The 12,652-nt window shown below is 65.6% G+C and carries 14 protein-coding genes and 1 other RNA gene; 7 read left to right on the top strand and 8 right to left on the bottom strand.

Features of this window, described 5'->3' with window-relative positions; genetic code table 11:
• From AC1DJT_RS25930 to tkt, 4 genes are all read right to left on the bottom strand, one after another.
• The coding region (locus AC1DJT_RS25930; RefSeq protein ID WP_476835167.1) for a phosphoglycerate kinase at positions 1 to 607 on the bottom strand (607 nt) is incomplete at its 3' end.
• A complete protein-coding gene (locus AC1DJT_RS25925; protein WP_476835166.1) occupies positions 604 to 1,065 on the bottom strand; it encodes a hypothetical protein in 462 nt (153 codons plus the stop codon). The genes AC1DJT_RS25925 and AC1DJT_RS25930, both read right to left, overlap by 4 nt.
• 69 nt (positions 1,066 to 1,134) lie before the next feature.
• Positions 1,135 to 2,145 carry a type I glyceraldehyde-3-phosphate dehydrogenase gene (gene gap, locus AC1DJT_RS25920; protein ID WP_441488205.1) on the bottom strand — a complete coding sequence of 337 codons (1,011 nt, stop codon included), beginning with the start codon at positions 2,143 to 2,145 and terminating at the stop codon, positions 1,135 to 1,137.
• Positions 2,146 to 2,241: 96 nt separating this feature from the next.
• Positions 2,242 to 4,239, bottom strand: coding sequence for a transketolase (gene tkt, locus AC1DJT_RS25915; RefSeq protein ID WP_476835165.1), 1,998 nt, complete (start codon positions 4,237 to 4,239; stop codon positions 2,242 to 2,244).
• A gap of 272 nt (positions 4,240 to 4,511) precedes the next feature.
• Here tkt and AC1DJT_RS25910 point away from each other — a divergent pair, with 272 nt between their 5' ends.
• The 6 genes from AC1DJT_RS25910 (at position 4,512) to AC1DJT_RS25885 (ending at position 7,507) form a co-directional block, all read left to right on the top strand.
• Positions 4,512 to 4,799: a DUF4164 family protein gene (locus AC1DJT_RS25910; RefSeq protein ID WP_371331978.1), complete on the top strand. Its 288-nt coding sequence runs from the start codon at positions 4,512 to 4,514 to the stop codon at positions 4,797 to 4,799.
• 14 nt (positions 4,800 to 4,813) lie between these two features.
• Entirely contained in the window at positions 4,814 to 5,182 is a 369-nt protein-coding gene (locus tag AC1DJT_RS25905) for a cell division protein ZapA (protein WP_069879404.1), read from the top strand.
• Between the two features lie 134 nt (positions 5,183 to 5,316).
• Entirely contained in the window at positions 5,317 to 5,814 is a 498-nt protein-coding gene (locus AC1DJT_RS25900; protein WP_476770504.1) for a hypothetical protein, read from the top strand.
• 69 nt (positions 5,815 to 5,883) lie between these two features.
• Positions 5,884 to 6,038, top strand: a non-coding RNA gene (gene ssrS, locus AC1DJT_RS25895) — 6S RNA.
• 7 nt (positions 6,039 to 6,045) lie between these two features.
• Positions 6,046 to 6,624, top strand: coding sequence for a 5-formyltetrahydrofolate cyclo-ligase (locus tag AC1DJT_RS25890; RefSeq protein WP_441506995.1), 579 nt, complete (start codon positions 6,046 to 6,048; stop codon positions 6,622 to 6,624).
• 55 nt (positions 6,625 to 6,679) lie between these two features.
• Complete coding sequence (locus AC1DJT_RS25885) at positions 6,680 to 7,507, top strand: TIGR00282 family metallophosphoesterase (protein WP_441488209.1); 828 nt, start codon at positions 6,680 to 6,682, stop codon at positions 7,505 to 7,507.
• Positions 7,508 to 7,526: 19 nt separating this feature from the next.
• Here AC1DJT_RS25885 and AC1DJT_RS25880 read toward each other — a convergent pair whose 3' ends face one another.
• Positions 7,527 to 8,882, bottom strand: a complete 1,356-nt coding sequence (locus AC1DJT_RS25880; protein ID WP_476835164.1) for a methyl-accepting chemotaxis protein — start codon at positions 8,880 to 8,882, stop codon at positions 7,527 to 7,529.
• A 258-nt stretch (positions 8,883 to 9,140) separates the two neighbouring features.
• Here AC1DJT_RS25880 and AC1DJT_RS25875 point away from each other — a divergent pair, with 258 nt between their 5' ends.
• Positions 9,141 to 9,887 carry a YebC/PmpR family DNA-binding transcriptional regulator gene (locus AC1DJT_RS25875; RefSeq protein WP_069879409.1) on the top strand — a complete coding sequence of 249 codons (747 nt, stop codon included), beginning with the start codon at positions 9,141 to 9,143 and terminating at the stop codon, positions 9,885 to 9,887.
• Positions 9,888 to 9,991: 104 nt separating this feature from the next.
• On the opposite strand, the gene AC1DJT_RS25870 is transcribed toward AC1DJT_RS25875, so the two are convergent.
• The 3 genes from AC1DJT_RS25870 to AC1DJT_RS25860 form a co-directional block, all read right to left on the bottom strand.
• The gene (locus AC1DJT_RS25870) at positions 9,992 to 10,771 is read right to left on the bottom strand and encodes a sulfite exporter TauE/SafE family protein (protein WP_476770808.1); all 780 of its coding nucleotides are present in this window, start codon (positions 10,769 to 10,771) and stop codon (positions 9,992 to 9,994) included.
• 167 nt (positions 10,772 to 10,938) lie between these two features.
• Complete coding sequence (locus AC1DJT_RS25865) at positions 10,939 to 11,970, bottom strand: DUF1254 domain-containing protein (RefSeq protein WP_476835168.1); 1,032 nt, start codon at positions 11,968 to 11,970, stop codon at positions 10,939 to 10,941.
• Between the two features lie 14 nt (positions 11,971 to 11,984).
• The coding region (locus AC1DJT_RS25860) for a DUF1214 domain-containing protein (protein WP_476835163.1) at positions 11,985 to 12,652 on the bottom strand (668 nt) is incomplete at its 5' end.

Raw genomic sequence — 12,652 nt, 5'->3', positions numbered from 1 at the left:
GCTCGAGCTTGGTCGAGACCTTGGCGCCGCCGACGATCGCCATGACCGGGCGGGCGGGATTGTCGAGCCCGGCGCTCAGCGCTTCCAGCTCGGCCTGCATGGTGCGACCGGCATAGGCCGGCAGCACATGGGCGAGGCCCTCGGTCGAAGCATGGGCGCGGTGGGCGGCGGAGAAGGCGTCATTGACGAAGATGTCGCCATTGGCGGCGAGCGCCCGGACGAAGGCGGCGTCGTTCTTCTCGTCGCCCGCGTGAAAGCGGGTGTTCTCCAGCAGCAGGACTTCGCCGCTCTTGGCCGCGGCGACGGCCTTGGCGGCGTCCTCGCCGATGCAGTCACCGACGAAGATCACCGGCTGGCCAAGCTGATGGGCAAGCGCCATGGCGACCGGCTTCAGCGAATCCTTGGGATCGCGACCCTTCGGCCGGCCGAAATGCGCGAGCAGGATGACCTTGCCACCTTTCTGCGAGATCTCGCGAATGGTGGGCAGGACACGGTCGATGCGTGTCGTGTCGGTGACCTTGCCGGCCTCCATCGGCACGTTCAGGTCGACGCGGACAAGGACGCGCTTGCCGGCGAGATCGGCGTCGTCGAGCGTGCGGAAGCTCATCGTGGCAGAAGTCCCGGAAACAGGCCCGGCACGCCGAACTTCAGCACCAGGATGGTGAGCAGCACGGTGAGAACGGCAGTGACGAGGGCGGTCGTGAACAKGGTCGCCGAACGAGGCGTCGCGTCGACGCGTTCGCGCAGCGCCGCAACCTCCTGGCGGATTCCCGCGAAGTCCATGGCGCCGGTCGCGGTCTCGACCTTGGCCGCACTGCGCTCCAGCGAGGCCTCGGCCCGGGTGAAGACGGCCTCGTAGCGGGCAAACTTCTCCTCGATGCGCGCCGCCTTGTCTTCGATGCGAGAGAGTTGGTCGAGCTTGCGCGGCTCCGCGGTCGGCGCCGCCTCTTCGGTCCGGCTGGCTGCGGAGAGAGCCGTCACCGTTGCTCCCGATGCGCTGGGCGCAGCGATGGAGGGTTCGGAGAGGCTCGCCGGCGCGGCGACGGTCGGCTCGATCTTGGTCATGCGCGTTCCGTTCGTTCGAGAAGGGTCAGGCGGGGCCCGGCAGCGCGCCGGGTCCCGCCGGCCGTTGCGTCAGATGAGCTTCGCCATCGCGACGGCAGTGTCGCTCATGCGGTTCGAGAAGCCCCACTCGTTGTCGTACCACGCCAGGATGCGAACGAACTTGTCGTCCAAAACCTTGGTCTGGTCGAGCGCGAAGGTCGACGAAGCCGGGTCGTGGTTGAAGTCGATCGAGACGTTCGGCTGGTCGGTGACCGCGAGGATGCCCTTGAGCGGACCGCGCTTCGAGGCCTTGATGATGGCTTCGTTGATCTTCTCGACCGTGGTCTTGCGCTTCGAGATGAACTTGAAGTCGACGACCGAGACGTTCGGGGTCGGCACGCGGATCGAGGTCCCGTCGAGACGGCCCTTCAGCTCGGGAATGACGAGGCCGATCGCCTTGGCGGCGCCRGTCGAAGTCGGGATCATCGACAACGCGGCAGCACGGCCGCGATAGAGATCCTTGTGCATCGTATCGAGCGTCGGCTGGTCGCCGGTATAGGCGTGGATCGTGGTCATGAAGCCTTTGTCGATGCCGACCGCGTCCTGCAGCACGCGCACGACGGGCGCGAGGCAGTTCGTCGTGCAGGAGGCGTTCGAGACGACGAGATGGTCCGTGGCCAGGGCGTTGTTGTTGACGCCGAAAACCACGGTCAGGTCGGCGCCATCGCAGGGCGCCGAAACCAGCACGCGCTTCGCGCCGGCGGCGAGATGGGCGGCCGCCTTGTCGCGGGTCGTGAAGATGCCGGTGCATTCCAGCGCGATGTCCACGCCGAGCGCCTTGTGCGGCAGGTCCTTGGGATCGCGGATCGCCGTGACCTTGATCGGTCCACGGCCGACATCGATCGTGTCGCCGGAGACTGTCACGGTACCGGGGAAGCGGCCATGGACGGAGTCGAAGCGGAAGAGATGGGCGTTGGTCTCGACCGGGCCGAGATCGTTGATCGCCACGACCTCGATATCCTTGCGCTTCGACTCAATGATCGCGCGCAGAACATTGCGCCCGATGCGGCCGAAGCCGTTGATCGCCACCTTGACCGTCATCTCAATCCTCTCCTTCGCCGATTCACGGCGGGTTGGCCGTTATTCACGCGGGCAAATCGGCCAAAGCATGGCCAAACGCAAGTGTCCGGGTGAAACTCAGCCGTTATGCCGCTTCAATGCGGCTTCGACCACTGCGTCGGGCGTAATGCCGAAATGTTTGTAGACGTCCTTGTAGGGGCCGCTGGCGCCGAAGGAGGCCATGCCGACGAAGACGCCGTCATGGCCGATCACCGCATCCCAGCCGAAGCGGACGGCGGCCTCGATCGCGATCTTGACCGGGGCCTCGCCGATGATCTGGTTCTGCGTCGCCTCGTCCTGAGCGAGCAGCAGTTCGAGCGAGGGCACGGAGACGACGCGGGCGCGGACGCCCTTCTCGGCCAGAAGCTTGCGGGCCGCAACGGCGATCTCGAGTTCCGAGCCGGACGCGAAGAGCGAGACCTGCGCCTTGCCGCCCTCGGCTGCCTGCAACTCATAGGCGCCCTTGGCCGAACGGTTGGTCGCGGTGCCATCCGTGCGGAGCTGCGCGAGATTCTGGCGCGAGAGCGCCAGCACGGTCGGCCCTCCGGTCCGCTCAAGAGCGATCTGCCAGGCTTCCGCCGTCTCGATCGCGTCGGACGGGCGCAGCACGCGCATGTTCGGCATCGAGCGAAGCGAGGCGAGATGYTCGACGGGCTGGTGGGTCGGACCATCCTCGCCCAGGCCGATCGAGTCATGGGTCATGACATAGACGACCGGCAGGCCCATCAGGGCCGCCAGGCGCATCGAGGGGCGGGCGTAGTCGGCGAAGACCAGGAAGGTGCCGCCGGCGGTGCGGAAGCCGCCATGCAGGGTGATGCCGTTCATCGCGGCAGCCATGCCGTGCTCGCGGATGCCGTAACGGATGTAGCGGCCCTTCGGGGTCTTGAGCGTGAAGTCTTCCAGCCCCTTCGCCTTGGTGTTGTTCGACGGCGTCAGGTCGGCCGAGCCGGAAACCAGCTCCGGCATCACCGGCACGATGACGTCGAGGGCGAGCTCGGAGGCCTTGCGGGTCGCGACGGTGACCGGGTTGGCGGCAAGGGCCTTCTTGTGGGCGACGATCACCTTGTCGAGCTTGCCCGGAATCGTGTGGGCGAGGCGGCGCTCGAACTCGGCGCGCTTGCGTGGCGACAGCGCCTCGAACCGGGCGAGCCAGTCCTTGTGGGCGAGGTGGCCGGCAGAGCCGAAGGCGCGCCAGCTCTTGAGGATGTCGGGGGCAATCTCGAAGGCCGCGCCGGTGATGCCGAGCTTGGCCTTCGCGGCTGCGAGTTCCTCGGCGCCGAGCGGCTCGCCATGAGCCTTGGAGGTGCCGGCCTTTTTCGGTGCGCCGAAGCCGATCACGGTCTTGCAGGCGATCATGGTCGGCTTGTTCGACTTCTGGGCGCGGCGGATCGCGGCCTCGATCGCGTCGGGGTCATGGCCATCGACGCGCTCGGAGCGCCAGCCACAGGCCTTGAAACGCGCGACCTGGTCGACCGAGTCGGAGATCGAGAGCGGGCCATCGATCGAGATGCCGTTATCGTCCCAAAGCACGATCAGCTTGTTGAGCTTGTGGTGGCCGGCAAGCGCGATCGCTTCCTGGCTGATGCCTTCCATCAGGTCGCCGTCGGAGGCCAGGACATAGGTCTTGTGGTCGACGACCTTCTTGCCGAACTCGGCGGCGAGCATGCGCTCGGCCATGGCCATGCCGACTGCGGTGGCGAGACCCTGGCCGAGCGGGCCAGTGGTGGTCTCGACGCCGACAGTCATGAAGTTCTCGGGATGCCCCGGGGTCTTCGACTCGAGCTGGCGGAACTTCTTGAGGTCGTCGAGCTCCATGCCCGGCGTGCCCGTGAGATAGAGCAGGGCGTAGAGCAGCATCGAGCCGTGACCGGCCGAGAGAATGAAGCGGTCGCGATCCGGCCAGCGCGGATCGGCGGCGTCATAGTTCATGACGCGGGTAAACAGCACGGTTGCGACGTCGGCTGCACCCATCGGCAGGCCGGGGTGGCCGGACTTCGCCTGCTCGACGCCATCCATTGCCAGGGCGCGAATGGCGTTGGCGAGCTTGTCGTGCTGGGCGCGGTCGATCGTGGTCATGGTGTCATTGGCTCCGGCGGGCGGAAGGGCGCGTCCCGCGTCCGAACCATGCCGGAAGGGCATGAGGGCGACGGTCCGGTAGGCTTTCGGGGCATAGTTTTCGTGCGGGTGCTCGATAGGATGCCCGCTCTCCCGGAGTCAATTCATCAGGGGGCTGCTATCACAGTTGAGAGCTGCGAATATCTGCCCGAAAGCGTTTCCCACTTGCTCATATCCTGCTTTAGGCTCGCGAATCATGGAGCCGGCTTCGAACTGAAAGGGAGGAGACGACCGTGGCGAGCCTGATGCTGGACAATGCGCTTGCGCGACTCGATAGCGCACTCGCGCAACTCGAGGCGGCTGCGCGCCGACGCATCGAGGCGGAGCGCGGACGGGCCAATCTCGAAACCGAGCTGACCTTGATGCAGGATGACAGGGCCCGGCTCGCAGCGGAGCTCGATGGCGCGATCGCGCGCGTCGGCCAGGTCGAAACCGCGGCGGGCGACGTCGAACGCAGGTTGGAGAAGGCGTTGGGCGCGGTGGGTGACGTGATCGCCCGCGCCGAGGCGCGCGAGCACTGAATACGGAGGGCGTGATGCCGCAGGTGAATGTCACGATCGCGGGCAAGGCCTATCGCATGGCCTGCGGCGACGGCGAGGAAGCCCATCTCGAAGGGCTCGCCAATCTCTATGACGGCAAGATCGATGAAATGCGCCAGGCTTTTGGCGAGATCGGCGACATGCGTCTGCATGTGATGGCCGCGCTGATGGTTGCCGACGAGGTGTCGGAGCTCAAGGAACGCGTCGCGACGCTGGAGAACATGCTCGCGGCTGTGCGCGGCGACGCCGGCTCTGCCGATCAGCGCCTGGGCGAGGTCGAGGAGCGCGCCGCCGAAGCGCTGGTCACTGCGGCAGAGCGTATCGAAAGCGTGGCGCGCAGCCTGATCCCAAGCCCAGTCGGCTGAAGCCTCGAGGCACGGCATCGCCTATCCCGATCCGATCGACGGCGTGATCCAGCACGGACTGGTGCGGGCGGCCTGGCAGTAGCCCTGCGGGGGCGACGATTGCCCCGAGGCGTTCTCTGGGTGAAACAGCGGCGATGCAGCACTATGCGATCTTCCTGAGCGGCCCGATCGGCGCCGGCAAGACGACACTCGGCAAGGCGCTGGCCACGGAGCTCGGTGGCGGCTTCATCGACGGTGACGACCATTCGGATCCGGATCTGCCCTGGTATCGCTCAATCCTGCGGACGAGCCGATCCGTGGTCAGGACTGGCCTGACAATCCTCGCGGTTCAGCCAGTTGTCGTGATCGCCTATCCGCTGGGGTGTAGCACCTGGATCTTCTACCGGCGTCATTTCACGGATGCTGGCGTTCGCCCGCTCTTCATCAGCCTGCGCGCCTCCTATGCGGGTATCACATCGGCGGCACGCGGCCGCGCATTCGACGAGGACGAGCATGAGCGCATCCGCGTCATGCTGCATGAAGGTTATGCGGAACGTCCCTTCAGCGATCTGATCATCGACACCGACCTGCTGCCGTTCGAGGCGACGTTGCAGCAGCTCACCCGGGACGTGCGAGAGTTCTTCTCGGCGTGAGCCAGCATCCTGTGCGCCGGCTGCAACTCGCCACTGGCGCTTTGCCGGCGAGCGTCCTACATAGTTCTGGCGGGGCTGCCCGGTGCGTGAGAGTATGTATTCCCGGGCCCATACGATCTCCTCGGGAGCTGTCCCTGACTGGGTCCCTGGACCCAGACATATGGCGCCCACCTACTTAGTAGGTGTCCCGGGATCGAAAACTCCACGGCCAAGGTGGCTCCGCACTTTCCCATGCACACTGACCTTCAAACGACGCCGCTCCGCGGCAAGAGCGAGCTGCGGATCGAGGCGCTCGCGCGCCGTGACGCGCTTGAGATCGATGACCGGCTCGAATGGGATCAGGCCATCGTCGCCGGCGTCCTGGCGCTGCCGGCGCTGGCTGGAGGCGGAACCGTCTCGGCCTATTGGCCGATGCGCTCCGAGGCCGACCCCCGCCCGGTTCTGGAAGCGCTGCACGCGCGGGGCGTTCCGCTCTGCCTGCCGGCTATCGTCAATGGCGCGATGATTTTCCGGAGCTGGGCGCCATGGGAGCCGATCGTGCCCGGTGGCTTCGGTACGCTGGTGCCGGAGCCGCAACAGCCGCAGGCAAGGCCGAGCATCCTGCTTGTGCCGCTCGCGGCCTTCGACCGCCGGGGCTACCGCATCGGCTACGGCAAAGGCTATTACGACCGCACGCTCACCGAGCTCGGAGCGGTCACTACGATTGGCCTCGCCTATGGTGCGCAGGAGATCGCGGCTGTTCCCGATGAGCCACATGACCGCAAGCTCGACTGGATCGTGACCGAGCGCGAAACCATCCGCTGCGGTTGATTCGCGTGCGCGTTCGCGTCAGTGAAGCGCTCCTTCTTCGTTCAGGGTTCCCGTCATGCGTTTTCTTTTCCTCGGCGACGTCGTCGGTCGCCCCGGTCGCATTGCGGTTCAGGAGCGCCTGCCTGGCCTGCGTGAGCGCTGGAAGCTCGACTGTGTCGTGATCAATGGCGAGAACTCGGCCGGTGGCTTCGGCATCACCGAGGCGATCTGCGACGAGTTTCTGGCCGCGGGGGCCGATGCCGTGACGCTCGGCAACCATTCCTGGGACCAGCGCGAGGCGCTGGTCTTCATCGAGCGCCAGCCCGCATTGGTCCGCCCCGCCAATTATCCGCCCGGAACGCCCGGCCGCGGCGCGACCGTGATCGAGGCGCGCAACGGCGCGCGCGTGCTGGTCGTCAATGTGATGGGGCGGCTGTTCATGGATCCGCTCGATGACCCCTTCGCCGCGGTCGAACGCGAACTCGCAGCCTGTCCGCTGCGCGAGGTCGCCGACGCCGTCATCATCGATGTCCATGCCGAGGCGACCAGCGAGAAGCAGGCCATGGCCTATTTCGTCGATGGCCGCGCCAGTCTCGTGGTCGGCACCCATACCCACGCCCCGACCGCCGATACGCGCATCCTGCCTGGCGGCACCGCCTACCAGTCCGATGCCGGCATGTGTGGCGACTATGATTCCGTTCTGGGCATGCACCGGGAGGAGCCGGTTCGCCGCTTCCTGCAGAAGGTGCCGGGCGCGAGGCTGGAGCCTGCGACCGGACCTGGAACACTGTCTGGCGTGGCGGTCGATATCGACGACGCGACGGGGCTGGCCCGGGCGGTCTGGGCCGTCAGGCTGGGGCCGCATCTGAGCGAGGCCACACCGGAGGCCTGGGAGCGGGGCTGATCACCCCACCCTGAACCGTTTAGACGGTGCGGCCCTGACGGGCGAGGTTCTCGAAGGCGGAGGTGAGCGACGAGGCTTGCTTCGCCAGGTTTTCCGCGACGCTCAGGACGTCCGAGACATTGGCGCCGGCTGTCTGCGCCATCTCGCTGACCCCGCTGGCGGCCTGCGCGACTTCCTGCGTTCCGAGCGCGGCCAGGTTGACGCTGCGGGCAATTTCCTGCGTTGCGGCGCGTTGCTCGTCGATCGAGCCCGCGATCGTCACCGTCGTCTGCTCCATCTGCGTGACGAAGGCGACGATGCTCTCGATTGCCGCGACTGCCTCGCGCGTCGCCGCCTGCATCGCCGGCACCTGAGCCGCGATCTCGTCGGTTGCCTGGGCCGTGCGCGCCGAAAGCTGCTTGACCTCATTGGCGACCACGGCAAAGCCGCGCCCGCTTTCGCCGGCACGCGCAGCCTCGATCGTGGCGTTGAGCGCGAGCATGTTGGTCTGGGCGGCGATGGTCTTGATCATCTCGACCACCGCGCCGATGGTTTCGGCCGAATGCGCGAGGCTCTTCACGATGATGTCGGTCTTCATCGCGGCCGCATTGGCGTCATGCGCCATGTTCGCCGCGCGCGAGATTTCGGACGAGACATCGTTCAACGAGATCGAGAGCTCTTCGGCCGCGCTGGCGACGTTCTGGACGTTTGCCGAGGCTTCATCGGAGGCCTGCGCGGCGACGATGGCCTGCGTGCCGGTATCCTGCACGACGTTGCTGACGGCGCGTGCCATGGTCTCGACGCGGGTGGCACCGGTGTTGACCGTGTCGACCACACCGCGAACCGTGACCTCGAAGGCCTCTATCTCGGCGCGGGTGCGCTCGCGGCTTTCACGCTGGACTTCCGCATAGGTCTCGAGCAGCAATTCGAGGTCCAGTTGCACGGCCTTGTTGAGCGCAGCCCTCATGGCAATGCCCCGGACGAAGCGCTTGTGCTGCCAGAAGCCATTCAACTTCTGGAGGCCGTCGCGGTCGACACCAAGCTCGGCGCCGATCGCGTTGGAGACGATCGTGTGGCAGATCGCGACCGCATAGACCGGAACACCGTGACGATAGAAGCCTGCGGCGAGGTTGCGGGCGGAGTGGATGTAGCCATCCCCGAGTTCGCCCGAGGCCAGCCTGATCCAGTGCGCCAGCCTGAGTTCATGAACCTCGGGGGTTTTCAATGCGCGGCTGGTTTCCGGCCAGGGATCGAATTCGACGTGCAGTTCCTGCAGCAACCCCGGCAGTCTCTCCTTGGCGAAGGCGGATTGCAGGCGCAGAAGGGCGAGATCGTCGGCGCCGATCTGGAACGCGCGGAAGCGCACGTCCTGTTCTGCGATGGCTATGCTGGACACAGATTTCATGAGGTCGGGAGAGCTGCAATCTGGCAGGAGGGACTGATCTGAAGTGACCCTGACCCAGTTCGGCAAAGATTGGCTTAACGCTGCTCTTGCCGCGCTTCTGCCGTGGAAACGCAGTAGGAGCATCGWCATTCAGGGCGGCCCGGCGGCTTGCCTGCCGGCAAAAGCCCCGCTTATAAGGCGCGGATTGCCTCGCCGGGCCCAGTTTGGTCCGCCTTGGCAGGTCCACAGTGACAAAAGAGGCTGACCTCGATGGCCGGGCATTCCCAATTCAAGAACATCATGCACCGCAAGGGCAAGCAGGACGCGGTGCGGTCCAAGCTGTTCTCGCGGCTCGGGCGCGAAATCACCGTCGCGGCCAAGATGGGCATGCCCGACCCCAACATGAATCCGCGCCTGCGCATGGCGGTGCTCGCCGCGCGTGCCGAAAACATGCCGAAGGACAATATCGAGCGCGCCATCAAGAAGGCGGCCGGCAATGAAGGCGAGAACTATGACGAGGTGCGCTACGAGGGCTATGGCCCGGGCGGTGCCGCCGTCATCGTCGAGGCGCTGACCGATAACCGCAATCGCACCGCTTCGGCCGTCCGATCCTACTTCACCAAGGCCGGTGGGGCTCTTGGCGAAAGCAACTCCGTCTCCTTCATGTTCAACCGCGTCGGCGAGGTCACCTACCCGCCGGAGGCCGGCGATGCCGACAAGGTCATGGAAGCGGCGATCGAAGCTGGCGCCGACGACGTCGTCAGCGACGAGAACGGCCACACGATCCTGTGCGGCTTCGATGCGCTGAACGAAGTCTCCAAGGCGCTCGAAGCCTCGCTCGGCGCGCCGGCTTCGGCCAAGCCCGTCTGGCGCCCGACGACGACCGCGCCGCTCGACGAGGAGAAGGCCGCATCGATGATGCGGCTGATGGAGGCGCTCGACAATGACGACGACGTGCAGAACGTCTTCGCGAATTTCGAGATCGCCGACGAGATCATGGCGAAGCTCGGCTCGTAAGCAGCCCTGCCAATCATGGTCGGGCTTGTCCCGGCCACGACGCCTGCTCCTTCATCGCGTGCGGCAAGGCGCGACTACTTGCCTGCGAAGGCGAACGCGGCGGTTCAACGCCCCAGCATGCCATCCCATAGCGGCAGGCTGACCAGCGCGCTGAGGAAGATCACGAGATAGGCGATGCGCCGGAACGTCTCCTCGGAGGCGATCCGGAAGGCATGCGTGCCGACCCAGAGACCGGCGCCGTAGATCGCAAACAACGGCAGCGCCATCGCGAGCGATGCGGCCGTGATGATGCTCTTCAGCCAGAGCAGGACACCGCTGACCACGGTCGACAGGCCGAAATAGGTCTGGAGGTTGGCACGCGCTTTGTGCCGGTCGTTGCGCTGGGCGCCGAGCCAGAATACGGCCAGCGGCATGCCGCCGATACTGGAGAGGCCGTTGAACAGGCCGGACAGCGAACCGACACCCAGCGAGAGCGGGATGCCCGGCTTGCCGTGATAGCGCCAGCCCGAGGCCATCAGCGTCACCGCGGCGAGAACGAGCACGGCGACGATCCAGCGCATCGTCCTCGGCTCCAGCCAGGTCAGCAGCCAGAGCCCGAATGGCAGCGTCAGCGTCGCGGCGATCAGCAAGGGGATGACCTCGCTCCATTCGGCACGCTTGGCCGAGCGGGCGGCGATCGGCAGCGCGAAAGGCAGATCGATCACCCAGATCAGGCCGAGCGCTGCGACGGGGCCGAGCACCAGGCTTGCCAGCGGCATGAAGACCATGGCGAAGCCGAAGCCGGTGAACCCGCGCACCAGTCCGCCGAGCAGCGTCGCGCCGAGAAGGGTGGTTATCCCCGAGAGGGTGAGGCTGGGGAACAGCGCGGAAAGCAGGTCGGTCATCGGTCCAGGGAGGTCAGGCAGTCGGGGCAGCCCACCATCACCCAAGTCCCGGCGGGATCAACTCTTTCCTTGTGATGGCATCGATATGTGCACGTCATCGATGCCATGAGGATCGCGCGCGGTCATGCGCGCCTGATCAACTGCGCGTCCGCGCATGCCCGCCTTGCTCAGCTTGCGGCCACGGGTTMCGGGAATTTCCATTTGCCGTTCAGGATCTCAGCGCGTGGGCGATAGAGGCGAACCGTGTAATTCCAGCCCTTCATGATCGGCAGGCAGTTCGGGATCTTGCCGTCGCAGCCGCCGAACTGGATCGAGATCGAGCCGTCGCCATTCTTCCTAGCGGTGATGTTGTTCAATGAGTAGGCGCCGTAAGGATTCTTTTCGTAGTAGCCCTCGGCATTGTAGAGGCTCACCGACCAGAAGCCGTTGACCGGCACATCCTTGACGTTGAGCTTGTAGACGGTGGTTCCGTCATTCCTCGCCGGCGTGACGTTGAGATAAGTGGCGTCCTTGTCGGGGTTGCCGCCCCAGCCTGTCGCGGTCCCGATCAGGTGCCGAATGGGATCGACTTCCTTCTTCGTGCCGAAGGCCTTCTTGAAATCGGGTATCGTCGAKCCCAGCACCAGTAATGCGTCACGGACTTTCTTCTGGCTGGCCTGATCCCAGTTCGGCACGTCGAACTTACCCGCGCGCTTCTGGCTGACCTTGATGGCATCCTGCAGGGCGTGAACCTGCTGCACGTCCTTTGGATCCACAGGGTCGACCAGGGTGCGGATGGCAACCGCCGCATAGCGCGTGCCGACCCTTTGCCTGTCGAGGGTGTAGGAGCCGGCGCCATAGGCCACCATCGGGGTATAGTGGTCCTCGTTGATCACCTGCATCGACATGAAGCGCTTGCCTGCCGTCGGCAGCGTGATCGTGACCGGGCCTGCGTCGAGATCGAAGACGGCCGCCGAATAGAGCGTATCGCGGTTGAGGCGGATAACGGTCTGGTTGTCGATCGCGGCCGGCTCACGCCGGTGCACGAATTTACCGAGGCTGCCGTCCTTGACCATGTTGCTCATGTAGAGGTCCGATTCGGCGCGGATGAAATTGTCCACTCCGACTGGGGCTGCAGGATCCGACGGCGCCTGCGCGACCGCGCCGCCCGTAACCGCCAGCGTAGCGGCAAACGCGTAAATCGTGAGCTTGGTGTGCATCTCGGCCCTCTGGGTCAGTTCTGTGGCTGCAGCGGTGGGGATTTCCATTTGCCGTTCAGCGCCGCCGGCTTCGGCCAGTACAGCCGCGTGACCGCGAAGAACGGCCCCGTCGGCGCGGGCAGCCAGTTGGCTTCGCGCTCCTTGCCGGGGGACTCGTTTTGCACATGGACCGTGATCCCGCCATCCGCATCGCGCTTCAGGCCCGGCAGCATCGGCGAATTGATCAGGTAACGGTTGATCGGGTTGGCATAGAGCAGGCTCGCCGGCAGCTCGTACATGGTCAGCGACCAGAAGGCGTTGACCGGTGGCAACTGCCCCGGTGCAAAGCGCAGGGTGTAGCGCTTCGCCCCGTTCAGCGTCTGCTTGGCGGAGTCGATGAAATAGGCGGGATAGAGCGCCTCCTGCTTCGCATTGCCGTAGATGCCGAGGACAGCGCTTGCCATTCGCAGCATGTAATTGTTCTTCAGGAAGGCTCGCGTACCAAACCCGTCCGCACTCGAACTCTTGCCGGTATCGACCTCTGTTTCCTTGTACAGTTTGAATGCGGCCCAGCCATCGGCCATGCCGTCCTGCAGGGCCTGGCGTAGTTCAGGCGAGAGCGCATTCGCGTCGAAGCTCTTTCCGCCGCCGACGCCGATCTTCGAGAAACGCGCCATCAGCGCCCTTTCGGACGGATGCGTCG

This window comes from Allobosea sp. 05T422_2 (assembly GCF_056396265.1).
This window is presented reverse-complemented; position numbering and strand designations above follow the sequence as displayed.